The organism is Paenibacillus sp. NPDC093718 (assembly GCF_050279985.1).
In the GTDB taxonomy this organism is placed as follows: Bacteria; Bacillota; Bacilli; order Paenibacillales; family Paenibacillaceae; genus Paenibacillus_AQ.
Genome location: NZ_JBNNUS010000001.1, coordinates 59,641 through 86,624, shown reverse-complemented (window position 1 = coordinate 86,624; position 26,984 = coordinate 59,641). Strand labels below are relative to the sequence as shown.

At 49.9% G+C, this 26,984-nt stretch carries 23 protein-coding genes, 1 pseudogene and 1 riboswitch; of the genes and pseudogenes, 20 read left to right on the top strand and 4 right to left on the bottom strand.

Going from position 1 to position 26,984, the window contains the following annotated elements:
- Positions 1-136: 136 nt before the first annotated feature.
- The 4 genes from ACQKPA_RS00465 to ACQKPA_RS00450 all read left to right on the top strand — a co-directional run bounded on the left by ACQKPA_RS00465 (position 137) and on the right by ACQKPA_RS00450 (position 3,776).
- A complete protein-coding gene (locus ACQKPA_RS00465; RefSeq protein WP_009591066.1) occupies positions 137-505 on the top strand; it encodes a GntR family transcriptional regulator in 369 nt (122 codons plus the stop codon).
- Positions 505-1,395, top strand: a complete 891-nt coding sequence (locus ACQKPA_RS00460) for an ABC transporter ATP-binding protein (protein ID WP_427488477.1) — start codon at positions 505-507, stop codon at positions 1,393-1,395. The genes ACQKPA_RS00465 and ACQKPA_RS00460 overlap by 1 nt, the downstream gene beginning before the upstream one ends.
- Positions 1,392-2,075, top strand: a complete 684-nt coding sequence (locus tag ACQKPA_RS00455) for a hypothetical protein (protein WP_427488475.1) — start codon at positions 1,392-1,394, stop codon at positions 2,073-2,075. The genes ACQKPA_RS00460 and ACQKPA_RS00455 overlap by 4 nt, the downstream gene beginning before the upstream one ends.
- A gap of 132 nt (positions 2,076-2,207) precedes the next feature.
- Positions 2,208-3,776: an IS1182 family transposase gene (locus ACQKPA_RS00450; protein ID WP_427488473.1), complete on the top strand. Its 1,569-nt coding sequence runs from the start codon at positions 2,208-2,210 to the stop codon at positions 3,774-3,776.
- A gap of 55 nt (positions 3,777-3,831) precedes the next feature.
- On the opposite strand, the gene ACQKPA_RS00445 is transcribed toward ACQKPA_RS00450, so the two are convergent.
- Positions 3,832-5,163: a voltage-gated chloride channel family protein gene (locus ACQKPA_RS00445; protein ID WP_427488471.1), complete on the bottom strand. Its 1,332-nt coding sequence runs from the start codon at positions 5,161-5,163 to the stop codon at positions 3,832-3,834.
- Between the two features lie 72 nt (positions 5,164-5,235).
- A riboswitch (Fluoride riboswitch) is annotated at positions 5,236-5,296 on the bottom strand.
- 232 nt (positions 5,297-5,528) lie between these two features.
- Here ACQKPA_RS00445 and ACQKPA_RS00440 point away from each other — a divergent pair.
- The 4 genes and pseudogenes from ACQKPA_RS00440 (at position 5,529) to ACQKPA_RS00425 (ending at position 10,448) form a co-directional block, all read left to right on the top strand.
- Positions 5,529-6,584, top strand: a complete 1,056-nt coding sequence (locus ACQKPA_RS00440) for a FecCD family ABC transporter permease (RefSeq protein WP_427490201.1) — start codon at positions 5,529-5,531, stop codon at positions 6,582-6,584.
- A gap of 21 nt (positions 6,585-6,605) precedes the next feature.
- The gene (locus ACQKPA_RS00435) at positions 6,606-7,619 is read left to right on the top strand and encodes a FecCD family ABC transporter permease (protein ID WP_427490199.1); all 1,014 of its coding nucleotides are present in this window, start codon (positions 6,606-6,608) and stop codon (positions 7,617-7,619) included.
- A gap of 95 nt (positions 7,620-7,714) precedes the next feature.
- A pseudogene (locus ACQKPA_RS00430) lies at positions 7,715-9,416 on the top strand (ABC transporter ATP-binding protein).
- A 33-nt stretch (positions 9,417-9,449) separates the two neighbouring features.
- Positions 9,450-10,448 carry an ABC transporter substrate-binding protein gene (locus ACQKPA_RS00425; protein WP_427488469.1) on the top strand — a complete coding sequence of 333 codons (999 nt, stop codon included), beginning with the start codon at positions 9,450-9,452 and terminating at the stop codon, positions 10,446-10,448.
- Positions 10,449-10,546: 98 nt separating this feature from the next.
- On the opposite strand, the gene ACQKPA_RS00420 is transcribed toward ACQKPA_RS00425, so the two are convergent.
- Positions 10,547-10,957, bottom strand: coding sequence for a winged helix-turn-helix transcriptional regulator (locus ACQKPA_RS00420; RefSeq protein WP_427488467.1), 411 nt, complete (start codon positions 10,955-10,957; stop codon positions 10,547-10,549).
- A gap of 192 nt (positions 10,958-11,149) precedes the next feature.
- Here ACQKPA_RS00420 and ACQKPA_RS00415 point away from each other — a divergent pair, with 192 nt between their 5' ends.
- From ACQKPA_RS00415 to ACQKPA_RS00405, 3 genes are all read left to right on the top strand, one after another.
- A complete protein-coding gene (locus ACQKPA_RS00415) occupies positions 11,150-12,355 on the top strand; it encodes an MFS transporter (RefSeq protein WP_427488465.1) in 1,206 nt (401 codons plus the stop codon).
- A 105-nt stretch (positions 12,356-12,460) separates the two neighbouring features.
- Positions 12,461-13,306, top strand: coding sequence for an aldo/keto reductase (locus ACQKPA_RS00410; protein ID WP_427488463.1), 846 nt, complete (start codon positions 12,461-12,463; stop codon positions 13,304-13,306).
- A gap of 117 nt (positions 13,307-13,423) precedes the next feature.
- The gene (locus tag ACQKPA_RS00405) at positions 13,424-14,221 is read left to right on the top strand and encodes an SDR family NAD(P)-dependent oxidoreductase (RefSeq protein WP_427488461.1); all 798 of its coding nucleotides are present in this window, start codon (positions 13,424-13,426) and stop codon (positions 14,219-14,221) included.
- 26 nt (positions 14,222-14,247) lie between these two features.
- Here the strand turns inward: ACQKPA_RS00405 and ACQKPA_RS00400 are convergent, their stop codons facing one another.
- The gene (locus tag ACQKPA_RS00400; protein ID WP_427488459.1) at positions 14,248-14,988 is read right to left on the bottom strand and encodes a helix-turn-helix transcriptional regulator; all 741 of its coding nucleotides are present in this window, start codon (positions 14,986-14,988) and stop codon (positions 14,248-14,250) included.
- A gap of 312 nt (positions 14,989-15,300) precedes the next feature.
- Here ACQKPA_RS00400 and ACQKPA_RS00395 point away from each other — a divergent pair, with 312 nt between their 5' ends.
- The 9 genes from ACQKPA_RS00395 (at position 15,301) to ACQKPA_RS00355 (ending at position 26,186) form a co-directional block, all read left to right on the top strand.
- Entirely contained in the window at positions 15,301-17,181 is a 1,881-nt protein-coding gene (locus tag ACQKPA_RS00395) for a beta-L-arabinofuranosidase domain-containing protein (RefSeq protein WP_427488457.1), read from the top strand.
- Positions 17,182-17,384: 203 nt separating this feature from the next.
- Positions 17,385-17,933, top strand: a complete 549-nt coding sequence (locus ACQKPA_RS00390; protein ID WP_427488455.1) for a hypothetical protein — start codon at positions 17,385-17,387, stop codon at positions 17,931-17,933.
- Between the two features lies 1 nt (position 17,934).
- Complete coding sequence (locus tag ACQKPA_RS00385; protein WP_427488453.1) at positions 17,935-18,783, top strand: aminoglycoside phosphotransferase family protein; 849 nt, start codon at positions 17,935-17,937, stop codon at positions 18,781-18,783.
- Between the two features lie 320 nt (positions 18,784-19,103).
- The gene (locus ACQKPA_RS00380; RefSeq protein WP_427488451.1) at positions 19,104-20,111 is read left to right on the top strand and encodes a LacI family DNA-binding transcriptional regulator; all 1,008 of its coding nucleotides are present in this window, start codon (positions 19,104-19,106) and stop codon (positions 20,109-20,111) included.
- Positions 20,112-20,282: 171 nt separating this feature from the next.
- Complete coding sequence (locus ACQKPA_RS00375; RefSeq protein ID WP_427488449.1) at positions 20,283-21,950, top strand: ribulokinase; 1,668 nt, start codon at positions 20,283-20,285, stop codon at positions 21,948-21,950.
- 105 nt (positions 21,951-22,055) lie between these two features.
- Positions 22,056-23,138: a glycoside hydrolase family 172 protein gene (locus ACQKPA_RS00370; RefSeq protein WP_427488447.1), complete on the top strand. Its 1,083-nt coding sequence runs from the start codon at positions 22,056-22,058 to the stop codon at positions 23,136-23,138.
- A gap of 399 nt (positions 23,139-23,537) precedes the next feature.
- Positions 23,538-24,494 (top strand): acetamidase/formamidase family protein, encoded by a 957-nt coding sequence (locus ACQKPA_RS00365; RefSeq protein WP_427488445.1) that lies wholly within the window; start codon positions 23,538-23,540, stop codon positions 24,492-24,494.
- 90 nt (positions 24,495-24,584) lie between these two features.
- Positions 24,585-25,124, top strand: coding sequence for an alpha/beta fold hydrolase (locus ACQKPA_RS00360; protein ID WP_427488443.1), 540 nt, complete (start codon positions 24,585-24,587; stop codon positions 25,122-25,124).
- 15 nt (positions 25,125-25,139) lie between these two features.
- Positions 25,140-26,186, top strand: coding sequence for a hypothetical protein (locus tag ACQKPA_RS00355; RefSeq protein ID WP_427488442.1), 1,047 nt, complete (start codon positions 25,140-25,142; stop codon positions 26,184-26,186).
- A gap of 70 nt (positions 26,187-26,256) precedes the next feature.
- Here the strand turns inward: ACQKPA_RS00355 and ACQKPA_RS00350 are convergent, their stop codons facing one another.
- Positions 26,257-26,850, bottom strand: a complete 594-nt coding sequence (locus tag ACQKPA_RS00350; RefSeq protein WP_427488441.1) for a TetR/AcrR family transcriptional regulator — start codon at positions 26,848-26,850, stop codon at positions 26,257-26,259.
- Positions 26,851-26,984: the final 134 nt, after the last annotated feature.

Sequence of the window (26,984 nt, the reverse complement as noted above, 5' to 3'; positions counted from 1 at the left end):
AAGTCCGACATTCACTTGGTTTTTGTAAATAAATTCCGAGAACCCATTGACAAAGAACTTCATTTCTTATATGGTTAATTACATGAGTGACTAACCAATGATGCAATGAAGGTTATAACGAAAGTTGGTGAGGTAAATGGCATTTCAGATTGATGACAGCAGACCGATATTCATGCAAATTGCTGACAAAATTGAAGACGACATCATCGAAGCACGACTGCCTGAGGAGACGCAGGTTCCATCAACGAATCAGTTTGCAGCCTTTTACCAGATCAATCCGGCAACGGCTGCCAAAGGCGTAAATCTGCTGGTCGATCAAGGGATTTTGTACAAGAAACGGGGGATTGGCATGTTTGTAGCTTCAGGGGCTCGTGAATTGCTGATGGAGAAGCGCAAGACGGAGTTTTATGAGCAGTACGTTGTCGCGATGGTTAAGGAAGCGGCGAAGCTTGGGATTACCAAAGATCAATTATCGGAAATGATCCGCAGGGGGGAGCAAGACTGATGAGCCAAACCGTGATCGAAGTTAAGAATTTGAGCAAGGCATACAAGGATGCGACGGCAGTCGATAATGTGAGCTTTACCATCGAGGCGAATAAGATCTATGGATTGCTGGGCAGGAACGGCGCGGGCAAAACGACCATCATGCAGATGATAACGGCGCAGCTGTTCCCGAGCCAAGGGGAGATTCGCGTATTCGGAGAGCATCCATACGAAAATCACAAGGTGATCCGGCAGGTATGCTTCATTAAGGAAGGCCAGAAATATCCGGATATCTTTACGGTCAAGGACGTTATGGGAATTGCCGCTAACGTTTATCCGAATTGGGATGCGGCATATGCGAACAAACTGATCGAGGTATTCCGGCTGCCCATGAAACGGCTCATGAAGAGATTATCCCGCGGCATGCTGTCGTCGGTAGGCATCATCGTCGGACTCGCCAGCCGCGCACCTATCACGATCTTTGATGAGCCTTACCTCGGACTTGACGCCGTGGCAAGAGAGCTGTTCTATGATCATCTGATCGAAGATTACACGAATCATCCGCGGACCATTATTCTGTCCACGCATTTAATTGATGAAGTTAGCAGATTGCTGGAGCATATCATCGTTATCGATTCCGGCCGAATTTTACTTGACGATGCTACGGATGACTTGCGCGGGCGTGCGTTTAAGATCGTCGGTCCTTCCGGAACGGTTGAATCGTTTATCCAAGGGTACGAAGTGATACATCGGGAATCGTTCGCTTCCATGTTGTCCGTCACGGTGATGGGAAGCGCGACAACGAAGTTGCAAAAAGAGGCGGAGGAATTGGGCTTGGAAACAACCCCCGTTTCCCTTCAACAATTGATCGTATATTTAACTAAGCGCGAAAAGGTGGGGATCCAACCATGAACGGAATTCCTGGCGTAATCCATATTTATTCGAGACAGAAACTATCCTGGTTCTATTTGCCCTGGGCCATCACGGCATTCAGCTTTCTGATCAACTACATTATTAGCGTATTGGTTAATGGTGCAGCGATCTATGCCGGGGGATTGGCAACGATCTTTATCTATGTGTTTATCGCAGCTCTGGTATCGGTGCTGCAGCTGTTTCCATTCTCCCTCGGATTCAGCATTCGAAGAACGGACTTCTATCTGGGCTCTGTTCTGATGGTGGTAACGTACAGCGTCTTTACGTCGATTATATTATTAGTTTTAGCAGAAATTGAACGCATTACGGGTTCTTGGGGAGACCGGATATCGTTCTTCAACCTGCCGTATTTGAATGACGGCACGCTATTAGAACAATTCATCATTTATTTTATATTGCTTCTTACATTTGCCTTTATCGGGATAGGAATCGGCGTGTTCTATCTTCGTCATCGCGGCATCAAGACCTTTGTCATGATAGCAGCCTATTTCATTCTATTGTCGGTGGTTAGCGTACTGATCACCCAATACGGCCGGTGGGGGCAAGTGATTGACTGGGTTGTGAAACGTACTGCCTTTGAATTGTCCCTGTGGCTCATTCCCATCTCGCTGATCCTCGCACTCGTCAGTTACCGCTCGATCCGCAAAAGCTCGGTGTAAGGTAAAAGAAGGTGTCCCAAAAGTCATCAAGCGGCCTTGGGGCAACTCCTGTTTTTAATTTTGTCATACAAAAAGAAGCCTCACCTTAGTAAAATGGAAGTGTCGAGCAACCATTTAAAAGGAGGGCTTCTTTTGTACATTCAATATACCATGGACCAACTCTGTCTGCCAATGGATTTGGAAGAGGATATTCCGGAAAATCACCTTGTTCGTGTTGTTAACGACGCGGTCAACCGTCTAGACGACGCCATCTTCGACGCGGCTTACCCTGGAGGCGGACGAGACAGCTACCATCCTAAAATGCTCACCAAAGTCATCATTTACGCCTACACCCAGCGCATCTACTCCTCTCGCCAGATCGCCAAAGCTGTCCGCGAAAACATCATGTTCATGTGGATTGCGGGCAGGCAAAGACCGGACTTCCGTACCATCAACCGGTTTCGATCCGAACGAATGAAAGACGTACTGGAAACTGTGTTTACCGCCGTTCTTCAGTTTCTGGCTGAGGAGAACTACGTCCAGCTCGAGCATTACTTTGTGGACGGTACTAAGATCGAAGCGAATGCCAACCGGTATACATTTGTTTGGGGAAAGGCCGTAGTGAAGCATAAAGCCAAGCTCCAGGAGAAAGTCCAGACTTTGTTCACTGCTATTGAGGAAACGGAGAAGCAAGAAGAAAGAGTCCACGGGGGCCAGGATCTTCTTGAGTTGGGCGAGTCCTCTGTCATCACCAGTGAAAAGCTGGAGCAAGCCGTCAAACAATTGGAAGAGCGCCTGCAGGAGAAACCAAAGGACAAGCCACTCAAGAAGGCAGTGAGTGCGCTTCGCAAGGACTTGCTTCCTCGCCTTCAGAAGTATGAGACTCAGGAAGCGATTTTAGGCACGAGAAACAGCTACAGCAAAACAGACCATGACGCTACCTTTATGCGAATGAAAGAAGACCACATGCGAAATGGTCAGCTCAAGCCGGGATACAATGTACAGATCGGCACCGAAAATCAGTTCATCATCGGTTACAGTTTGCACCAGCGTCCAACCGATACGCGCTGCCTCATCCCTCATCTTGAAAAATTAAAATCGCAGTTAGGGAAGCTCCCGAGCACCGTCATCGCCGATGCGGGTTATGGCGGTGAAGAAAATTATGACTACTTGGAGCAGCACGAAGTCGAAGCCATTGTGAAGTACAGCACGTATCACCGTGAAAAAAGTAAGGCATGGCAAAAGGATATCGCTAAGATCGACAACTGGACCTATAACAGCGAACAAGATACATGGACATGCGCGGCTGGAGAAACGCTCCATTTCCGGAGAGTGAGCAAGGAGATAACAGAAAGTGGGTATGAAATCGAATATCGACATTACCGAAGCGCCGGCTGTGAGGACTGTTCACTAAAGCCGCAGTGTACCAAAGCCCAAGGTAATCGCCAGATCAAGGTTAGCATGAAGTATTTGCGGCTCAAGAACCAGGCAAGGCAAAAGCTCTGCAGTGATGAGGGTTATGCCCTAGCCGTAAGGCGAATGATCGAGCCGGAGCCTGTGTTTGGCGATATGAAGAACAACCGAGGGTTCAAAAGGTTCCTGCTTCGAGGCTTACAAAAGGTAAGTCTGGAGGTCGGGTGGCTTTCCCTTGCCCACAATCTGCTTAAGAAAGCCACCGTAGATGCCAAAAACCAAGGAGCTAAGCGAATACAGACCGCTTAGCTCCTTGGTTTTTTATGAATATCATCCTATTTCTTTGGTGAGGGTGTTCCAAAGTTTACTTTTGGGACAGCGTCTTTTTGTTGTGCTTCTGTTTGTTTAACGTCTTCGCTCCCGCAAGCGTGGTGCCCAGCGGAAACGAGAAGAACGGGTGTTTGGATATGCCGATTTGTTGGGAGGTGTAAATGCCGGAGTGCCCGGAGAATAGGTAGCTGATAACGCAGGCCATAAACATATACACGGCACCTTCCCCGCCGAACAGTTCGATTCCCATGATAAAGCAAGCAATTGGCGTGTTCGTTGCTCCGCAGAAGACGGCAATAAATCCCAATGCTGCCAGGAACGGTGCGTATAATCCGATCCATTCCGATAACGCGTTGCCAAGCGTTGCCCCGATGGCAAACAGTGGAGTTACTTCTCCTCCCTGAAACCCTGCTCCGAGCGTCAGCGAGGTAAAGAGGATTTTGCCTAGAAAGGCGAGAGGCGATACTTCGCCTGTGAAGGAGGTTTCGATCAGAGGGAGGCCCAGCCCCAAATAATCGCGTGTCCCAAGCAGATAAACCAGTCCAATGATGATGATGCCGCCGATAGCGCTTTTGATCATCGGATTCCGGAAGAAATAGCTGTACCACCGTTTCAAGGAATGGGTTAGCTCACTGAATAGTCTACTTGTCAGACCAAAGAGTATCGAGGCCAAAATCACCTTTAGGATCACTATGAAACTCAAAGCCGGAATTTCTCCGATCGGATAATGCAGATGGCTGACACCCCATAGGGAGGTGGCGATTAGATTCCCGACCAGGCTGGCTACGAATGCAGGTAATAGAGCTTGATGCGAGATCAGTCCGATGGCAAGGACTTCAAGTCCAAATAGCGTTCCCGCTAGCGGCGTGCCGAAGATGGAGCCGAAGCCGCCGCTAATTCCGCAGATTAGCAGTATTTTTCGATCCGCCGGCGTTACGCGGATAAGCTTACCGAACCACTCCGATAAACTTCCTCCCATCTGAACGGCAGTGCCCTCACGTCCTGCAGAGCCCCCAAACAGATGCGTGATTAATGTCCCGATTAGCACTAAAGGTGCCATACGCAATGGAACGGCTTCCGTACCCCCATGGATTTGTTCAAGAATGAGATTATTCCCTTTCGTGCAACTCTTGCCAAACTTGTAATATAGGAAGCTGACCACAGCGCCTCCCAAGGGGAGGAAGAACAGCAGCCAAGGGTTCTCCATGCGTAGGGAGGTTACATAGTCCAGACTGTAAAGAAAGAAGGCGGAGGCACTGCCCGTCATCAATCCAACGAAGCTCCCCAGAACGACCCATTTGACGAAGTAACTGGACAACAAGGTGTAGGGCCGTCTCTCGGCGCCTTCAAACCATTTATTTATCATGCAAGTTCACCCGTTTCTATAGATTCGCCGCTAATCCCTCCATACACAAACAGACTCCTACCAGGAAAGGGACCTCTGGTAGGAGTCATTAGCTATCGAAGCGGTTATGGCGAACTCCATCGCCTCATTCAATTAGCATTTATTGTAATGGAATAGAGGTTTCTGTGTCAATGGCACAATTCGTTAGGAGCGGGGCCTTTAGTTAAGTCCGAAGAGTTATCGGTTAGATTTGGAAAAAAATGCTTGACTTGGGCATGGACTTTTTTCAGGTGAGAAATTCAAGATGTCCATGGACGCAGGAAAGACCTTATTTTATAGTTACAGATGATAATGAGAATCAATATCAAAGTATTGAGGGGAAAATGATGTCATCAAACACGTCCAATCCAAGTCTCACAGATTCCAAGACCCACGTTAAACTCAAGGGACGACCATGGGCTGCGACTCTGATTCTTACCGGAGGGGTAGCAGTGCTGGTGCTTGGTATAGCTTTATCAATATCGCTCGGAGCGGCCGAGATTGATCTGCGAAATGTATGGGAGGCGGTGTTCTTCTTTAATCCCGATGTAACGGAGCATCAGATCATACAGGAACTGCGCTTGCCGAGGGTCCTCGGTGGGGCGATGGTGGGCGCCTGCTTTGCCGTATCGGGCGCGATCATGCAGGGGATGACTCGAAATCCGCTCGCTGATTCTGGTTTGCTTGGATTAAATGCGGGAGCGGGTTTTGCCATTGCCCTCTGTTTTTCCTTTTTTCCCGGGCTGCCTTATATGTACCTGATTCTGTTCTCATTCCTTGGAGCAGGTTTAGGCGCGGTCCTTGTATATGGGGTCAGTTCCATGGCCAAAGGCGGACTAACACCGGTACGTCTTGTTCTTGCGGGTGCTGCCCTTAGTGCTCTGTTAGGTGCGCTTAGCGAAGGCATCGCATTGTATTTTCAGGTCGGACAGGACATGGCGTTCTGGTATGCCGGCGGAACCGCGGGGATTAAGTGGGTCCATCTGAAGATTATGCTGCCGTGGATCGTTGCTGCTATATTGGGAGCTATTGCATTGTCACGCTCCATTACCATGCTCAGCCTTGGCGATGAGATCGCCCGCGGGCTCGGGCAGCGAACGGGACTTGTCAAGCTGGCCGGAACGGTGATCGTGCTGGTGCTGGCAGGGGCTGCCGTCTCGGTTGTCGGTGCGGTAGGCTTTGTCGGTCTCATGATTCCGCACGTCACGCGCAAGCTGGTCGGTGTGGATTATCGTCTCATCCTTCCTTGCTCGGCCGTTCTTGGGAGCTTGCTGGTCGTCATTGCCGACTTAGCAGCAAGAATGGTGAACCCTCCTTACGAGACACCGGTGGGCGCGATCATCGCGTTGATCGGGGTGCCCTTCTTCCTCTACTTGGCACGCAAAGAAAGGAGGGAACTGTAAATGGAGACCATCACAAACACCATGCATGGGCGAAAAGACAAGAAGCGCAAGATCATAACCCTGTCTGTGCTGGTTGCACTGATCGTTCTGGTATTTCTGATCAGCATGAACACGGGGGTCATTCGTTTATCGCCGCTGGAGGTCATAAAAACCCTGTTTGGCAGCGGGACGGACAAGCAGGAGCTGGTGTTGTTCGAATTCCGCTTGCCGCGGATCGTAATTTCACTTCTGATTGGCGCCGGGTTGGCGATATCCGGCTGCGTTATGCAGGGCATTTCCCGTAATGAGCTGGCGGATCCGGGAATTTTGGGGATTAATGCAGGAGCAGGCCTGATGGTGATGCTGTTCATTTCATTTTTCCCAAGTACGACGGCGGCTCCTGTCTATCTACTGCCGGTGCTTGCATTGATTGGGGCGAGCTTAACCGCTGCATTAATATGCGTGCTGGCCTATAAGAAGAATCAGGGCTTTAAGCCGACGGGGCTGCTGTTAACGGGGATTGCCGTTGCGGCTGGCATCAGCGCGGCAATGATTGTACTAACGCTGCGCTTGAGTCCTGAAAAATATCAGTTTGTTGCCACTTGGCTAGCGGGCAGTATTTGGGGTTCGAGCTGGAAGTTTGTATTGGCATTGCTCCCATGGATCTTTGTGCTTCTGCCCTTCGTGATGTACAAAGCGCAGGTGATGAACGTTCTCAATCTTGGAGAATCGATGGCAACCGGACTCGGTGCTTCCGTCACAAGGGAGCAACTGAAGCTGCTTGCAGCGGCGGTTGGCTTGGCAGCCTCGTGCGTCGCAGTAAGCGGCGGAATTGGATTTGTCGGACTTATCGCGCCCCACCTGTCCAGACGCTTGGTCGGCGCGAAGCATCAGATGCTGCTGCCGGTAACGGCGCTGGTCGGTGCACTGCTGGTCATTACAGCGGATACCCTTGGACGTTGGATCATTCAACCTTCTGAGATTCCGACGGGGATCGTGGTTGCGGTGATCGGTGCTCCCTATTTCCTGTACCTGTTATCCAGGTCGAGAGCTTAAAAGGTATAAGATCGTCATTGTTCTAAATATGGGCGATTGTTAAAGGGAAGGACTTGCTCATTTCTATAACGGAATATCGGATTAAGGAGGTCCTTATGCTGCGTCGATTTTTTTCCTATTACAAGCCTTATAAAGGGCTGTTCATCCTGGATTTTTGCTGTGCTATCTTTGCGGCTTTACTTGAATTGATATTCCCGGTTGCCGTCAACCGGGTGATTGACGACTTGCTGCCGAGCGGCAACTGGAAGTGGATCTTATACGCTTGTCTTGGTCTTCTTGGCATTTATGTCGTCAGTTCCTTCTTGCATTACGTGGTCACCTATTGGGGCCATAAACTCGGCATCAATGCGCAAAAAGCTGTTTGATCGGGTTCAGAAGCAATCCTTTCGTTTTTTTGATAACAACAAGACGGGACATCTAGTCTCGCGGATGACAAACGACCTGATGGATATCGGCGAGATTGCCCACCATGGTCCGGAAGATTTATTCATCGCTGTCATGACGCTTGCGGGGGCACTGGGCATCATGCTCGGGATCAACTGGCAGCTTGCCGTGATGACGTTTGTGATCGTTCCTTTGATGGTCTATTTATCGCTGTATTTCAGCGGGAAAATGTCGGCAGCGTTCAGGCGCATGTTCTCCGATATTGCCGATTACAACGCACGGGTGGAGAACAACGTCAGCGGGATCCGCGTGGTTCAAGCCTTCTCGAATGAGGAGCACGAAATCGCGCGTTTCGCCGAGAACAACAACCGCTTTCGCGTGACGAAGCTGATTGCATACCGCATCATGGCCTGGAACTCGTCGATCAGCTTTATCCTGATGAAATTCATCTCCCTGTTCGTTTTGGTGTGCGGTACTTGGTTCGTGATCGAAGGCCGGATGACCGACGGGGAATTTATCGCTTTTGTGATGCTGTCCAACGTGTTCCTCGGCCCGATTAAACAGATTAATGCGGTCATTGAGATGTATCCGAAGGGAATCGCCGGCTTTAAGCGGTATTTGGAGCTGCTGGAGAGCGAACCGGACGTTGCGGATACGCCTAATGCGAAGTCGGTTCACGATCTGCGGGGAGACATTGCCTTTCACGGGGTATCCTTCGGGTACGAGAACAAAGATCAAGTGCTTCAGAATGTCAATTTGTCCATTCGAGCCGGTGAAACCGTTGCGCTTGTGGGACCGTCCGGAACGGGCAAAACGACGTTATGTTCATTGCTGCCGCGTTTCTATGATACAGATACCGGGCGGATTACGATTGACGGGATCGATATTCGGGACATGACGCTGCAATCCCTTCGTTCCCACATCGGCATCGTCCAGCAGGACGTGTTCCTGTTTGACGGCAGTATACGCGAGAACATCGCCTATGGCCGACTGGATGCTGCGGATAGCGACATTATGGAAGCCGTGAGCCGTGCCCAGCTTGAGGAGCTGGTCGCTTCGCTTCCGGATGGGCTGGACACCTTAATTGGCGAGAGAGGCGTTAAGCTGTCCGGCGGACAGAAACAGCGCCTTTCGATCGCCCGGATGTTCCTCAAGAACCCACCAATTCTTATTCTGGATGAAGCGACGTCTGCATTGGATGCAGAGACCGAAGCGGCGATTCAGCAGGCGCTGGCCGAACTGTCGGAGGGACGTACGGCCCTGGTGATTGCCCACCGGCTCGCAACGATCAAGAATGCAGACCGCATTGTGGTTGTTGCAGACAAAGGCATTGCCGAACAAGGTATCCATGAAGATCTGCTCGCAGCGCATGGTATATACAGCCGATTGCATCGGGCTCAATTCGGTGCTTGATCCAAGCATAAACTTTATGAGGAGGATGAATATATGTTCACATCTAAATTTCGGGTAACTCTCTCCATGCTCATCTTATGTACGTTCTTGATTTCCGCATGTGGCGGGAATGGAAATACGCCCAACAACGCGGGTTCTTCAGGCGAAACAGCTGCAGGCGCGGACAAGCCCCAGACTGAAGCCTCAGCTCCTAAGACAAGAAAGGTGGACACGATTCATGGTCCAATCGAGTATCCCGCCGAGCCTCAACGGATTGTAGTCGATGCCTATTTGCCTACTTTATTGTTGCTTGGAGAAAAGCCGGTAGGCGCCACAGCGACGGATCTTGAGAACGTCCATATCCAGGATCTGATCGATGGCATAGAGAACACCGGGGAAAGCTCTGCGGAGAAGATAGTGGAACTTAACCCCGATCTGATTATCAGCGCGAACTCGGACCCGGAACTATACGAGAAATTGTCCAAAATCGCACCGACCGTCATTCTTCCTTATGAAACCTATCGAGGCGTGCACGAAGAAGTAGAGGGACTCGGTGCAATCCTTGGCAAGGAAGAAGAAGCAAAAGAATGGCTTGCCGGTTTCGATGAAAAAATAGAAGCGCTGCGCACAAAAGTGAACGGTGTGTTAGAAGAAGGTGAGACGTTCTCGATCTTCGGTGCATTCGGCAAAACCTTTTACCTGTATGGTGACGGTATTTATCGCGGGGGCTTGGCCATCTATAAGGAACTCCAGCTAACGCCTCCGGCAACGATCCAAAAGGAATTGATAGATGCCAACGTGACTTACAAGGAGGTTTCCTTGGAAGTGCTCAAAGATTATGCAGGCGATTATATTTTCTTTGATGAGTCCAACGGGGCCGAGATGGATAAGAAGGATAAGGTGTGGACTTCGATTGAAGCGGTGAAGCAGGATCGCGTGTTTTATCTGGATGCGAAGCGTTTCTGGCCGTTTGATCCCATTGCTGTCCTGGCTCAGGCCGAGGAAGTGACGGAAATGATCGTCAGCCAAAAAGAGAAGGAGAAAGCGAAATAAACAATTTTCGAAAATGCGATAGAGATGGAATATATGAAAAGGGCAAGGTCCGTGATCACGGACCTTGCCCTTGCTGTTGTATCAGGAGTGCTTATAAATCAGGTCAAGCGTGCATCTGAGGTTGTGCGCTCGTCTGAGACTTTTAACTTATCATTCAGGATACTGTCCTCAAGTACGCTGAATTTGTCCCCGTATACCTTCGTGATATGTTTTTCGCCCCATGCACAGAGCATATCCAAAATTCCGCTTAAACTCATGCCGTATTCGCTCAGCTCATATTCCACTTTAGGCGGTACTTGATTATGAATAATCCGATTGATCACTCCGTCGTCCTCCAGCTCTCGCAGCTGCTGCGTTAACATTTTTTGGGTGATATGCGGCATGAGACGCTTCAGCTCGTTGGTTCTTTTACGGCCATGAGTCAGATGGCAGAGGATCACGCATTTCCACTTGCCCCCAATCACTTCCAATGTTGCTTCGACGGCGATGTTGTATTTCTTCGTTTGCATATTCATCCTCCTATTCTTCATAGGCACTAAAAAGTACCTAGGATACTGTCAGGTACCTACATTACAAAAAAGTACGTTCTTCACACATGTGATGATATAGATCATAATAGCATTTGCCAGCTGGATTACACCATACTCAATATTTTTACATTATACAAGCAAGAGAATAGGATAGGAGGAAATATCGACATCATGATGATAGATAAAAAAAGAAGTTTGCTGGCGCTGCTGGCGCTTGCCGTCAGTGCCTTTGCCATCGGAACAACGGAATTTATCAGCGTAGGGCTGCTGCCGTTGATTGCGAAGGATATGAATATATCCGTGACGACGGCCGGATTAACCGTTTCGATGTATGCGCTGGGCGTTACCTTTGGTGCGCCAATCCTAACGTCGCTAACGTCCAGGATGTCCAGAAAAACATTGCTGCTCTGGATTATGATCATTTTTATCATCGGTAACAGCTTGGCGGCCAGCACAGCTTCCATCGGTATTCTGCTTGCCGCACGCGTACTGTCGGCCTTTTCCCATGGCGTATTCATGTCGATCGGCTCGATCATTGCCGCAAGCGTGGTGCCAGAGAATCGCAGGGCATCGGCGATCTCCATTATGTTTACGGGCCTGACGGTAGCCACGGTCACGGGCGTTCCGCTTGGAACGTTTATCGGTCAACAGTGGGGCTGGAGACTTGCATTTGTCGCCATTGTTGTGGTCGGTATTGTTGCGCTGATCGCGAACAGTATCTTGGTCCCCTCGGACTTGCCTAAGGGAGAACGCACTTCATTCCGGGACCAGGCTAAATTGCTGACGAATGGCAGACTGCTGCTTATGCTCCTGATTACGGCTCTCGGTTATGGCGGGACCTTCGTGGTCTTCACTTATTTATCCCCATTGCTGCAGGATATAACAGGCTTCAAGGAAAGTACGGTGGCCATTATTCTGCTTGTATACGGGATCGCCATTGCGGTCGGCAATGTGATCGGCGGGAAGGCAGCCAATCGTAACCCGCTTAAAGCACTGTTCTATATGTTTATCGCCCAAGCGCTGGTGCTGTTCACGCTTACGTTTACCGCACCGTTTCAAGTGGCGGGACTCATCACGATTATTCTCATGGGATTTCTGGCTTTCATGAATGTGCCGGGACTACAAGTTTATGTCGTAATGCTGGCTGAGCGGTTTGCACCGGGGGCTGTGAATATGGCGTCCGCGCTCAACATTGCCGCATTTAATGCCGGCATCGCCATCGGCGCTTTTCTAGGAGGCTTGATCACGAATTCCATGGGCCTGATTCATACGGCATGGATCGGAGCGCTGATGGTACTCGGCGCGGTGGTTCTCACCGGGTGGAGCTTGAAGCTGGAACGGAAGGATACGGAGAAGCCGAGTAAGCAAGCGGCCTGAATGATCATTTTATAAAGGGAGGTGATGTCGAAGCGTTTTATCGGAGATACTGCAAATAGGTTTCAACTTTACCATAACCAAAAAAATGTTCGGAGGTTTATCAACATGACAGCACAACACTTACAAGATACAACCACTTTATATAATGGCGTCAACATGCCTTGGTTTGGACTTGGCGTATTTAAAGTAGAAGAAGGACCGGAGTTGGTGAACGCTGTACGTACGGCTATCCAGCATGGGTATCGCAGCGTGGACACGGCCGCCATATACGGCAATGAGGAAGGCGTCGGACAAGGCATTCGCGAGGGCTTGGAAGCTGCCGGTATCAAGCGGGAAGATTTGTTTGTCACATCCAAAGTGTGGAATGCCGATCTAGGCTATGAATCGACTATGAAGGCTTACGAGGAGAGTCTTCGGAAGCTGGGCCTGGAATATTTGGATTTGTACCTTATACACTGGCCGGTTGAAGGGAAATATATAGAGGCGTGGAAGGCGTTAGAAACGTTGTACAAAGAAGGACGCGTGAAAGCGATCGGTGTGAGCAACTTCCAGATTCATCATCTGGAGCGGTTAATGAAGGAAACGGAAATCAAACCGATGGTGAACCAGGTCGAATATCATCCCCGACTAACGCAAAAAGAACTGCAGGCGTACTGCCAGGCGAATGGAATTCAACTCGAAGCATGGTCTCCATTAATGCAAGGACAGCTGCTGGATCAGGAGGATCTTCGGAGCATTGCAGAGAAGCATCATAGATCCATCGCGCAGATCATTCTTCGTTGGGATTTACAAAACGGCGTTGTCACGATTCCGAAGTCGACTAAAGAACATCGGATTGTCGAGAACGCGGATATCTTTGATTTTGAATTGTCCGAAGAAGAGATGCAGCGCATCGACAGCTTGAATCAGGATCACAGAGTGGGACCGGATCCGGACAATTTTGATTTCTAAGTAATCTGTGTTTTTGCAAGGATCGTAGTGTAATAAATATTGTGACTCTCCTGACCTCGGGCGGTAACGACGGGAATCTGGAGGGTCCATTCCTACATAACGGAAGGAGAGAGCATAATGAATATGGATCTGAAGGGAAAAGTCGCATTGGTAACGGGTTCGACGTCCGGCATTGGCAAAGCGATTGCCATGTCGCTTGCAGCCGAGGGAGCGTCCGTCATTATAAATGGAAGACATGAGGACAAAGTAAAACAGACGATCCATGATATTCACGCTGTGCATCCGGATGCCGAGCTGCGTTTTGCCGTGGCGGATCTCGGAACGGAGGAGGGCTGTCATCAGGTCAGGGAAGCTGCTCCGGTCGTTGATATTCTGATCAATAATTTGGGGATTTTTGAGCCTGCCGAATTTTTCGATATCCCCGATTCGGATTGGTTCAGGTTCTTCGAGACCAATATCATGAGTGGAGTTCGGTTAACCCGGCACTATTTGAAGAACATGATCAATCGCAATGAAGGTCGAATTATTTTTATCGCGAGTGAAGCGGCCGTCATGCCGTCCCAGGAGATGGCGCATTACAGCGCAACCAAGACGATGCAGTTGTCCCTTTCCCGGAGCTTGGCCGAGCTGACGACAGGAACCCGCGTCACAGTGAATACCGTCATGCCCGGATCCACGCTTACGGAAGGCGTTGAAACGATGCTGAATACTACGCTGTATCCGGATGAGCATCTTACGATCGAAGAAGCCGAGCAGCGGTTTATGAAAGAGAATCGGCCGACTTCCATCATTCAGCGATTGATTCGACCGGAGGAGATTGCGGATTTTGTTACGTATCTCAGCAGTCCCAAATCCTCAGCGATTAATGGTTCAGCGCTTCGAATCGACGGGGGCTTGGTACGAAGCGTATTCTAAGCAATCGTGGTGTTGTGAACGCTCTGTTAGGAACGGTATTTCTGCCTAAAGGATTTGGGCTTGAAGCCTGTATACCGAATAAAACAGCGAATGAAATACGGAAAAGAACCGAATCCGGATTCTTCAGCAATGCGTCCGATCGGATCGTTGGTGTGGATCAATAATAACTTGGCTTGTTCGATCCGATGCCGTGTCAGATATTCCAGAGGCGTGCAGCCGAACGTTTTTTTCATGCAGATCGACAGATAGTTCTGGTGGAAGTGCATGGCATCAGATAATCTCTGATAGCTAACCGGTTCTTTGTAACGTTGTTTCAAATAGTTGGCGGTTCGTTCGGCTATGGCATATTGAGGATTCTGATGCTGGATTCCGTCCTCTTCGGCTTGAAACAGCAGGAGCAGCTCATGCAGCAGCAGCTGCTGTTTCCAGCGTGCTGCGGAAGAAGACGATGCTTGAAGGTTCTGCATATGCTCTAACAGGAGTTTCGCCTGCTCTATCGAGGGTAGCTCTCCAAACTTGGGTATATAAAAAGAGAAACGCTCGATCTGCACATAAGGCTGATCAGTTTGCGATAAGGCAAAAAGGGTTAGCTCCTCTGTTTCAATCCAAGACCCTAGCGTCTGAAAATGCAGCCAATAAAAGTGCGTTTCCTCCTGACAGGGCAGATACGTTCGGTGCGCAGCATCGGGTCTTAGAATCAGGTAGCAGCCGCTCTTTACCCTGTAAGTGACGCCGTTCTCCTCCAGGAATAACGCCCCTTTTGTCACCAGAATCAGATCGAAGACCCCGATGTTATAGCGATCCGGATGTTTGTCTCCTACCTGATAGGTATCTTCTCATCAAATCATATAGTGCGGTAGCGGCGGCGCCGTAAACTGGAAGATCATCTGCAACCTGGCCTCCTCCTCAAACGAGTTTTTCTCTATGATAATCGTTTTGCTGATCCGGATTCAATAAGACAGCATGTTGCAATCGGATAAAAAGATGTTGTTTCTGTGTATAGGGCATCGCCCGGGTAAGATGGTATATTTCTACCAAGGTGTGCACCTACAAGACAGAAACAAGGAGCGTGGAAGCTGATGCTGCACGATACTGCCTTTAACAGCTTGCCGCTTCGAGCAATTAAACCGGCCGGCTGGCTTAAGAGTCAGTTGGAGATTCAAGCCAGCGGCTTTACCGGACATTTGGAAGAACAGTGGAAGGACGTAGGGGATGAGAATGGGTGGCTCGGCGGCCAAGGAGAAAGCTGGGAACGGGGGCCGTATTATGTCGACGGCTTGCTTCCGTTAGCTTATTTGCTTGAAGATGAGTCTTTGATTGTCAAAGCGAATCGCTGGGTTGAGTGGTCGCTTGCCAGCCAGCAGGAGAATGGCATGTTCGGTCCGGCTCGCATAACCTCCGTCAATCAGGATATCGACAAGGAGCAGGACTGGTGGCATTACATGATCATGCTGAAAGTGATGATGCAGCATGAGGAAGCAACGGGCGATGAACGGATCATCCCTTTTCTGACGAAGTTTTTCACTTATGTCCATTCGGTTATCGAGGAACAGCCGCTGCGGGGCTGGGCTCAAACCAGGGGTGCGGAGATGCTGCTGTGCATCGTGTGGTTATATCGACGTACGAAGCAACCTTTTCTGTTAGAGCTTGCCGATATCGTTGCTGAACAAACAACGGACTGGAGCGATATCTTTCATGATTTTCCGTTCTGGCGAAAGGTCGAAGAGTGGGATTGGACAACCCATGTCGTAAATGTAGCGATGGGAATTAAAACGCCGGGCGTATTGTTTGAATTGAGTGGCAATCCGGTGGAGCGGGAAAGCGTGCATCGGGGCATCGATTCCCTGATGACGTATCACGGTCAAGCGCATGGCATGTTCTCCGGAGACGAATGGTTATCCGGCACCCATCCGAGTCAAGGCGTAGAATTATGCGCCGTCGTGGAGTATATGTTCTCGATGGAGCAGCTGACGCGTATTTTCGGGGATGGACGTTTCGGGGATATTTTGGAGAAGGTCGCATTTAATGCGCTGCCCGCCGCCATCTCCCCGGATTGGACCTCGCATCAGTATGATCAGCAAGTCAACCAGATGATCTGCAATGTCGCTCCGCGGGCATGGAGCAACAGTCCGGATGCCAATGTATTTGGTCTGGAGCCGAACTTCGGATGCTGCACGGCCAATATGCATCAGGGCTGGCCCAAGCTGACGTCGCACCTATGGATGAAGGATCAGGAGGACGGGCTTGTTGCCGTTTCCTATGCCCCATGCACGGTGAGCACCACGGTCGGTCGTCAGGGCGTCTCGGCTGTCGTCGAGGTAACCGGAGAATATCCGTTCAAGGATCGCGTTCAAATTCATTTGTCGCTGGAATGCGAGGCATCGTTTCCTCTATCGCTGCGCATCCCGGCCTGGTGCGACGATCCCGTCATAACTCTGAATGGGCGCGAATTGCCATTCCAGGTGCAGTCCGGTTATGCACGAATCGTACAGAACTGGCAGAACGGCGACCGATTGGACATTCATTTGCCGATGGAAGTGAAGACTGTTACGCGTAGCATGTACGCTACCAGCATTGAAAGAGGGCCGCTAGTGTATGTGCTGCCCGTGAAGGAGAACTGGCAGATGATCCGGCAGCGCGACATGTTCCACGATTGGGAGATTTACCCTGCATCTCCATGGAAATACGGCTTGGTCGCCGGTACGTCATTCGAGGTGCTGGAACGGGAGGTGGTCCGTCAGCCGTTCCTGACTGCCGATGCGCCTGTCAGGGTGAAGGTGAAGGGCCAACTGATCCGGGATTGGAAGATGGAAGGCAACAACGCCGGAAACCCTCCGCTACATCCGAACACGGACGGTCAGCCCATTACGGAATTGGAGTTAGTTCCGTACGGAAGCGCCAGGCTTCAGATCGGTGAATTCCCTCTGATCGGGGAGCGGAAAAGGGGCGCTAAGAAATGAGCAAAATGGATTGAACCATCGAAAAACCGCGTTGATCGCGGTTTTTTTGTTGTACTGATATGCGTTGAAGGCGAAGATAAGTGTTTACGAAGTTTAAGAATACACATAATATGGAGTTATTGGAATATGGAGGTGAACGATGCTCCCGGGAAGGATTAATGGGATAACAGACATGGAATGCGCTGGTGAGAAAGGGAAAATGGTTGAAGGAGATTTTCATGAAGAGAAAAATAATAGTGGTCCTATTGCTTGTATTTGTTATTCTGATCAATAACAATGAACAACGAAATTCAATCGATATTCCCCTTTATGAGGGCAGAAGCCTCGTAATTGGTGTGATCGGAGAAACACCGCAAGTTAGGGAGGAGGGTCATGTGGATTTTAAGGAGGTTACGTTTCAGCAGCTTCAGGATCAAGACCTTTCCGCGGAGCTTGACGCCGTTTTCATAACGAAAGAACATCTGGTGGAAGCTTCTGAGCCCAGATATACAGAAATTTATCATCAGGCTGAAATCCCCTTTTTCTATATCGAGTCTAAAAAATCTCATGTCCCCTTCACGATCGAGGAGTTGTCCTACGATGAAGTTCCGGATCTTTCAACGGATATGTACGCAATAGGATACTACGGCAAGGATGCTGAGCATTGGGGTTACGGTTTATACAACGGTGTAATGAATGAGACCAATATCCAGGCAGTTTATTCCCATATTTTCGCAACCATCGAGTCGTTGCATCATGACGGAGGAACGTAATTTGCGGGAAATAATTTGGTTGGAGAAAAGCGAGACGCTTGAGTTATTGTTGGAACATGAAACTACAGTTCAAGTCATCCCGTTAGATTCCGGTATGGAAGCAGAGGTGGCGAAGATCGTCACATCAGCGGCAGACTACGTACTAAAGATTTGGAATAAAGCGTCCAAGCCCGATGTTCAAATGCAGTATCAAATATTGAATGCATTGTATTCGCAAGGAAGAGCAGTATCGAAGCCTTTGGGCTGGGGGACAGACCGGAATAGCAATCCAGTAATGCTGACCAGTTACGACGGCACGCCCGTACGAAAAGTCAATCAGCCTAAAATAGTAAAGCTTGCGAAGATGTTAATGGATATACATAAGCTGCCCCTGGATAGCCTGAACGGCCTCGGGCTGCCGAGGTATGGCTTTATTTCTTATTTTTATCCTCGAATTGATGAGTTTCCCGATATCCAACATCCATTGATGGAGCTTGTTCAGCGTGCGAACATGAAACAGGAATGCATCATCCATGGCGATTATCACCTTGGAAATGTTCTTGAGCATGAAAATGAACTGACCGTGATCGATTGGACGAATGTCCAAAAGGGCGACCCCCGATATGATATCGCATGGTCGATTATCTTAATGTGGATATATGTAAGCGAGAAGCAAGCTTCTATTTACCGTGCTGCATTATGTGCCGAGAACCGTTACGAAGCCGATGAGCTTGAGCTGTTTGAAGCCATTGCGTGTCTGCGCTGGGTTTTGCTTAGTAGAGTGGACCACCCTCCCATTAGAAAGGATACGATCGCTAGGGTAAGGTCGATATTGAAGAGCAACACGTATTTAAATCTCAAGCATCTTTAAGTCTGATCCAAGATAATACACAGCCGGTTCTCAGATAAGAGGTGGATAGATATGCTTAAGCTTGCAGCAGTATTCGGAGCCCCTTCATTCTTCTTGAATGTTGGTAAGGGGCTTTTTCTTTATTAGAAGCTGCGTGATAAGCCATCCAATCGACCAAGATTGAGATAAATTGAAGCTATGCAAAAAGTCGAGTGCAATTCTCTTCTGAAGGTAAAAAAAAGTGGGTTGACATAAGCATGTCCCTTCTTGTAATCTGTGATTGTAATCGTTTACGTAATCGATTACATATCGGAATCATGACGTTTTGAGGTGAACAATGTTTGGCAAAAGCAACGATTAAACAAGTAGCAGCGGCAGCAGAAGTATCCACGGCAACCGTTTCAAGAGTGCTGAACGACAGCGATTATGTAAGCGATGAAATTAAAGAGCGCGTGATGGCGGCGGTGAACCAATTGAATTACCGTCCAAGCGCCATCGCCCGCAGTCTGAAGCAGGACCGGACCTATATGATCGGGGTCGTCGTTCCCGATATTTCCAACCCTTATTTTATGGGCATTTCCAGAGGTATTGAGGATATTGTAGGCAAAGAAGGCTTTCAGCTTATATTCTGCAGCTCGGATGAGAATCCGGACAAGGAAAGACGATTGCTTAAGCTCATGCAAGAAAAGCGCGTGGACGCCGTCGTACTGGCGACGTCAGGCGGCAATGACCCTGCGATTCAGCAGCTGGCGGATTCCAAAATGCCGATCGTTCTCGTAGACCGAAAGCTGGACTCGCCGGAAACGGGGTTGCGTCTCGATCTGGTAGCCGAGGACAATACCGAAGGCGCATCTCGTCTAACCCGGAAGCTGCTTGAGGATGGGCATACGGCAATTGGTGTGGTAAACGGTCCAACGAGATCCAGCACGGGCAGGGAACGTCTTGACGGTGTTCGGAAGGCGATGAAGGAATACGGGCTGAACGAGGAACCCATGGAGTATAACGGTGACTTTTCTACAGAGGACGGAATCTGGGCGATACGGCATTTTCTAGAGTCAGAGCATCGACCAACCGCTATTATCTCCCTGAATAACCGCATGAGTCTTGGTGTTCTGCTTGAGATTGTACGCAGCGGTCTAAAGATTCCGGCCGATATGGCCGTAGCTTCTTTCGGTGATGTAGAGGCCGGTCCATTACTCAAGGAATCGGGACTCTATTATATGGAGCAGCATCCCTATGACATGGGGATCAAAGCCGGCGAGATTCTTCTGCGGCGAATTCGCGGTGAGGCCCCGCTGTCCGAACCTGAAATTGAGATTTACAGTAATGAAGTGAAACAGCTGAATTGATCACCTTGGGATCGATACTTTGCATTCTGGTATGCAAGCACAAATGTCCCGGAGGAAGGAACGGATATTCCGGCCAAGCGCCTGGACCGCCTTCGGCGGACTGGAGCCGGTTTCGGCCGATTTCCGGGCATGCGCAGCTTATGGTCCTTTGTACAATAGGAGGCAGATAACATGAAGCAGTTATACACCATTGGCGTGGATTTCGGTACGGAATCAGGCAGAGCTCTGTTGGTTGACATCACGACCGGGCAAGAAGTAGCTACCCATGTGACGACATACACGCACGGAGTCATGGACGAGGTGCTGGTCCACTCGAGTTTGAAGCTGGAGCAGGATTGGGCGCTGCAGCATCCGGGCGACTACATGGAGGTGCTTCGGCAATCCATCCCGCGTGTTCTGTCGGAGGCTAACGTATCACCGGATCAAGTCATCGGGATCGGCATCGACTTCACGGCATGCACGATGATGCCGCTGGATGCCGGGGGGACTCCGTTGTGCATGCTGGAGGAGTGGAGGGACAATCCGCATAGCTGGGTAAAGCTGTGGAAGCATCACGCGGCGCAGGATGAAGCGAACCTGATCAATGAGGCAGCTAAGCGGCGAGGGGAGAAATTTCTTGCACGCTACGGAGGGAAGCTGTCCTCGGAGTGGATGCTTGCGAAGTCTTTACAGATTCTGAATGAAGCTCCCGAGCTATATGAGCAAGCTGTACTGTTCATAGAGGCTGCCGATTGGGTGGTCATGCAATTGACCGGTCAGCTCGCACGGAGCAGCTGCACCGCAGGCTATAAAGCCAATTGGCATAAACGGGAGGGATATCCGTCCAAGGAGTTCCTGCAGTCGCTTGATCCGAGATTCGGGGCCCTCGTGGAGACGAAGCTGCGTGGCCAAATCAAGCCACTTGGAGCGAAAGCTGGCGGACTAGCCGACTCGATGGCAGCCTTAACCGGGCTTCTGCCGGGAACCGCGGTAGCCGTAGCCATCATCGATGCCCATGCCATGGTGCCGGCCGTCAGTGTCGTAACCCCGGGTAAACTGGTGCTCGCCATGGGAACCTCTACTTGTCATTTGATATTAAGCGACAAGGAAGTGACGGGTGAAGGCATTTGCGGTGTCGTCGAGGACGGGATCATTCCCGGTTATTATGGGTATGAGGCAGGACAATCGGCCGTTGGCGATATATTCGCCTGGTATGTGGATGAGGCAGTTCCAGAATATGTAAGGCGCAAGGCTGCCGAAGAGCGTCTGGGCATTCATGAGTGGCTTGAGAGGGAAGCGTCGCAATATGCGCCTGGCCAAACCGGCCTGCTGGCTCTCGACTGGTGGAATGGAAGCCGTTCCGTACTGATGGATGCCGATCTGAGCGGTGTCATCCTTGGATTGACCTTGCAGACCAAGCCAGAGGAAATATACCGGGCGCTTCTGGAGGCCACCGCCTTCGGAACGCGAGCGATCATCGAAGCCTTTACCGAAAGCGGCGTTGAAGTCCAGGAGCTCTATGCTTGCGGCGGATTGCCGCAGCGAAACCGGCTGCTGATGCAAATCTATGCCGACGTTACCGGCAAGGAAATCAAAATAGCGGATACCGTCCAGACGGCTGCTTTTGGTGCAGCTATGTTCGGCGCCGTGGCGGCAGGCAAAGAGCGGGGAGGCTTTGAGAGCATCGTGGAGGCAGCAGAAGCGATGGCTCGTGTTCGTGAAGAGACCTTTAAGCCGATTGAGGCCAACGTGCGTGTATATGATCAACTATACAAGGAATATAAAGGACTGCATGATTATTTGGGAAGAGGCGAAAACGGGCTGCTGAAACGCTTGAAGGCATTACGGATCGGGAAATAACCGAAATGATTGCAATTGAATGAACACCTAAATGAACCGTGATTAAAAGCTGGCAACAACGAAATATCGCGGATTGCCTATACATACTAAAAGGAGTGATAACAGATGATGAACTTTAATGGACTCAACATGCACCTTGGAAATTTATCTCGGCTGTCCAATGCGCAGACAAGATCCATCAGCGCGGAGAATTTTACCGGTGAAAAAGGAAAGGGAGGCATGGCCACCGACGGCACGGGCGCAGCGGCTTCCAGGGACTTAGGCGTGGGTTGGAAGGTCTCGCCTTCCGTGGAGATCTTACCGGGAGAAACCTTTACGATGGGTGACATTCAGGGTCCCGGGGCGATTCAACATATCTGGCTTACGTGCCATCCGACGCTGTGGCGAAATCTGATCATCCGCATGTATTGGGACGATGAGCAGGAACCTTCGGTTGAGGTGCCCGTCGGTGATTTGTTCTGTAACGGATGGGGCGAGCGCAGCGATGTCAATTCAATTCCGGTTGCCGTGAATCCGGCCGGCGGCATGAACAGCTACTGGCAGATGCCCTTCCGCAAGCATGCCCGATTGACGATGGAGAACCGTGCGCCGGAAAAGGCAGTCCTTTACTATCAAATCGACTATACACTGACGGACATCCCGGAAGATGAGGCATATTTTCACGCGCAGTGGCGGAGAACGAATCCCGTTCCTTATAAAGAGGTTTATACCATTCTGGATGGGGTGACTGGACAGGGGCACTATGTAGGGACTTACCTCGCCTGGCAGGTGAACAATAACGGCTGGTGGGGCGAAGGCGAGATCAAGTTCTATATGGACGGGGATCAGGATTTTCCGACCATATGCGGTACGGGAACGGAAGATTATTTTGGCGGGGCCTGGAATTGGGAGCAGCCGATTGGTACCTACCGAACCTACTCGACGCCATATTTGGGGATGCACCAAGTGCTGAAGCCGGACGGATTGTATCGAAGTCAGCAGCGTTTTGGCATGTATCGATGGCATGTCATGGATCCAATCCGCTTTCAAAACGATCTCCGCGTGACCATTCAGGATCTCGGCTGGAGGTCCGGAGGAAGGTATCTTCCGCAGCAGAGCGATATTGCATCGACGGCGTTCTGGTATCAGGCGGAGCCCCATACGCCTTTCCCAGAGCTTCCGGATAATGATGAGCGGGAGGTTATATAAAGGAGGAGCTATTGCTTACCTGCCGGTCTGGCGGCTGCCAAGGAAATGAACTATGCGCCCGATCAAACCTGATAGAGGGCAATGAGAATGGCCGTGCGCATAATAACGGGTACCATTCCCATGAACGCCTGATCGTTAGCTTAATAAAATTGAACTGACATGGAGATGAACCGTCCCTCGCAGTGAATCTGCGCAGTGGACGGTTTTTTGTGTTCCGAGGACCAACCATGGTACAACCGGAAATGGGTAATGGTTTACATTCAAAGAGTAATTATTATTTCGTTTTAGAGTAATTTCGTATTGACTCTAAGAGTAATTTGAAATACCTTATAAAGTAACAGAGTGAATATGAGACATGGAATGGCCACTCTGATTACGGCTGTGAAGGGAGAAAGATGGATGTCACAGGTTCACATGTTAAAACCGGATATTCATACGCTTCATGGATTTTTCAGCAGGGAACTGGAGCCCGCGCTATACATACAATCTGGGGATACTGTCGTGTATCAAACCTTAGATGCGGGTTGGGGACTGGAGAAGCGTGCTGCCCCAGGCGCGGCGAGAATGAAGTTTACGAAGCGCAGTCCGGAGCGGCAGGAGAAGCAGTTCGGGCATGCGTTATTGGGTCCCGTCCATATTCAAGAGGCTAAACCTGGGCTTACATTGGAGATTCAGATCAACGAGATCGTTCCCGGATCATGGGGATGGACCTCTGCCGGAGGTTATCCGAGCTATTGGAACGAGAAGCTGGGCATGGCCCACACCAAGGAAGTGACGCTGGACTTTGAATTGGATCCCAAGACCATGACAGGCAGAAGCCAGTTCGGAAATTTCAAGTACAGCGTCGGCATGAAGCCGTTTATGGGGATCATGGGCATGCCGCCGAATGAAAAAGGTCAGCATACGACTTTTGCACCGCGCCCTTATGGAGGAAATCTTGATTGCAAAGAATTAACGGCCGGCAGCACCTTGTATCTGCCGATCCCGGTGGATGGCGGGCTGTTCTCAACAGGGGATGGACATGCGGCTCAGGGAGACGGCGAAGTTAGCGGTCCCGCCCTGGAATGCCCCATGGAGAAGGTGAGTCTAACCTTTCATGTCCGAGACGACATGCCCATAACGATGCCCAGAGCGAAGACGAGTACCGGCTGGCTTACGATGGGGTTTCACGAGGACTTGGACGAAGCCATGTGGATGGCATTAAGCGGGATGCTTGATCTCATGACCGTGCTTTACTCTATTTCAAGAACGGAGGCGTACGCCTATGCCACCTTGACGGTCGATCTAAGGGTAACCCAGATCGTGAACACATGTAAGGGCGTGCACGCATTTTTACCTTTTGGGGCATTGAGGTGAAGGGTAGGCTGGCTCAGAAGGATGAAAAAGGGAGATAACGCTTTGATCACACTTCATAGATAAATGTTAATTTTTAAGGAGGTCTAATGCATGCAGTTATACGAGACCATGGTCAATAACCAAGGGGTACATATTCATGTGACGGAGGTACATCGGGATCTTAGGAACGAACAAACCTCACTGGTCGTTATCCCGGGACTGTCCGAGTCGGCCGAGGATTATATCGCCATTATGGAAAAGCTGTCGCCCAGGCATATTGTTATCATCACGCTTCGCGGCCGGGGCCGAAGTGATTCGCCTGCTTCGGGCTATACGCTCAAAGACCATATCAGCGACATTGATGCGGCGATTCGTCATCTTGAACTTGAGCATCTTGTAATCATGGGATATTCTCGAGGGGTGTCCTATCAATTAGGCTACGCCGTTCAGAATCTTATCCGTGGCGTAAAGCCACATCCCGGGTTATCATTAGAAGCAGTGGAACAATATAAGCTGGCGCTGCCTCAGGCAAACATCGTGGCGTTCGAGCAGCACGATCATAATATTTTTGAGCCGGATGTGGATGTGTTTGTCCGCACCGCAGATTCTTTTCTAAAAGAGATTAGGAAGAACTATCAATCAATCACTTAAAAAGGGTGTACGCACTTGGACAATCTGAAGCTGAATGTATCACTTTTACGACAAAGAGTTCCGAACCTGACCAGCGCAGCCAAATCCGTGGGACTACGGCCGGCCACGGTCTCCAACCTATGTACAGGAAAAATTCCCGTTGGTCGGGCTGAAGTCCGTACCATTGCCGCATTGGCATCTCTGGCAAAATGCAGTCTGGATGAACTGATTCTGCGCGGAGAAAGTGTGGAGATGATTGAAACGGGCATCAAACCGCTTGATCTATTTGCCCCTTTGGCAAAAGGGGGTACCGTTGGTCTGGTCGCCCGTCCCGGAATGGGCCAACTGGTGCTGCTCGGTGAGTTGTTTCATCACTTCAAGCAGGAAGGGTTTATGACGATTTTGCTAAAGCCGGAAGGGGAACATCCTGAACTGCAGGATATGCTGAATGACGTAGAAAAGGTTGCTTATTCTATTGAAGAAACTTATTCCATTGTGGCGAATGCGAATACCGAGAAAGACATTGTGTTTGCATCGGACCGGGAGCACGTCTTGACCGGAAAAATCTACGATCTTCAGGAACGTTTTCAACAAGAGGGCATGAGGCAGGTCACGACTTTTCTTGTGGACCTCAAAGGTGCGGTTGTTGATGAAGACATGCCTTACGGACCGCTGGAGACGTTGTGGTATTTCGATGCCGATCTGGCGGCAAGACATATGTTCCCTGCCGTGAACCCGTTATATTCCACATCATCCGTATCGGAAGGCGTTCATCTGGACCAGGCTCACTTATCCGTCCAACAGCGGGCCCAAAAGCTGCTGCGCCGTTATCGCGAGCTGCGTTCACTGGTTCAAGTGCGAGGATTGCAGGCTATTCCGGCTTCCGAGACGGAGGTTTATGAGCGGGGAGCACGGCTTGAGGCTTATCTTACGCAGCCCTTTTACGTTGCCGAAGCTTATACCGGGTTGCCTGGGGAGCGGGTGCATTTGCAGGATATGCTGCATGATGTTCAAGCTATTTTGAACGGCAGCATGGATCACCGATCGGTGGAGAGTTTATCCTGGATCGGGAAACTGAATTAGTCCAAAAACCATAAAAGCCGATTCCTAATTGCGAAGCAGGATTCGGCTCTTGGTGTATAAAAAGTACTATTTACTTTGGTTCACGGATTTGAAGCAGCTCAAGGATTACAAGCAGCATTTCTTCCAATTGGATCCGTTCGTCAACGAAGTGCTGCAGATTAATTCCATTAAAGAGCGCCATGGATGCTGTTGCAAGAATCCTGGCGTCCAAAGGGCTACCCACAATGCCTTCATCCTTCATTACTTGGTAAAAATGAGCGAGAAATTGTCTCCATTCCTCCATCTGTTGAATAAGCCTTTCCTTGACCATTGGCAGCTCATTCGAATTCATGCACCCTTGAATCAATAGCATAGAGGATCCTTGCTTATACGATTCCCTAACTAAACGCAGCGAATAGTCCTTGAAGTTTGTAAGCAAATTTCTGTCTTTCCGTATGAGCGCAGCCTTCAGATCATCGAAATAAAAATCAATGCCGTCTTTAATTATGGTAAGCAAGAACTCCTCTTTGCTGGAGAAATGAGCATAGAATCCTCCCTTGGAGTATCCTGCATGTTTTGCAATTTGATCTACGCTTGTATTGGAATAACCTTGGCGAGAGAACAGCTCGACTCCGGACCTCATTAATTTTTCGATGGTTTGCTGTGATTGCTCCTGATTTCCCATCCAAAATTCCCCTCTTTATAATTCTGACGTCCCATTGATTATAACATATCTCTTTTATATAATATTCCCGACTCATACCGACTGGTTGGTATCTAAACGGGATAGTGGGCTTATGACTTGGAACCGCTCGGTGA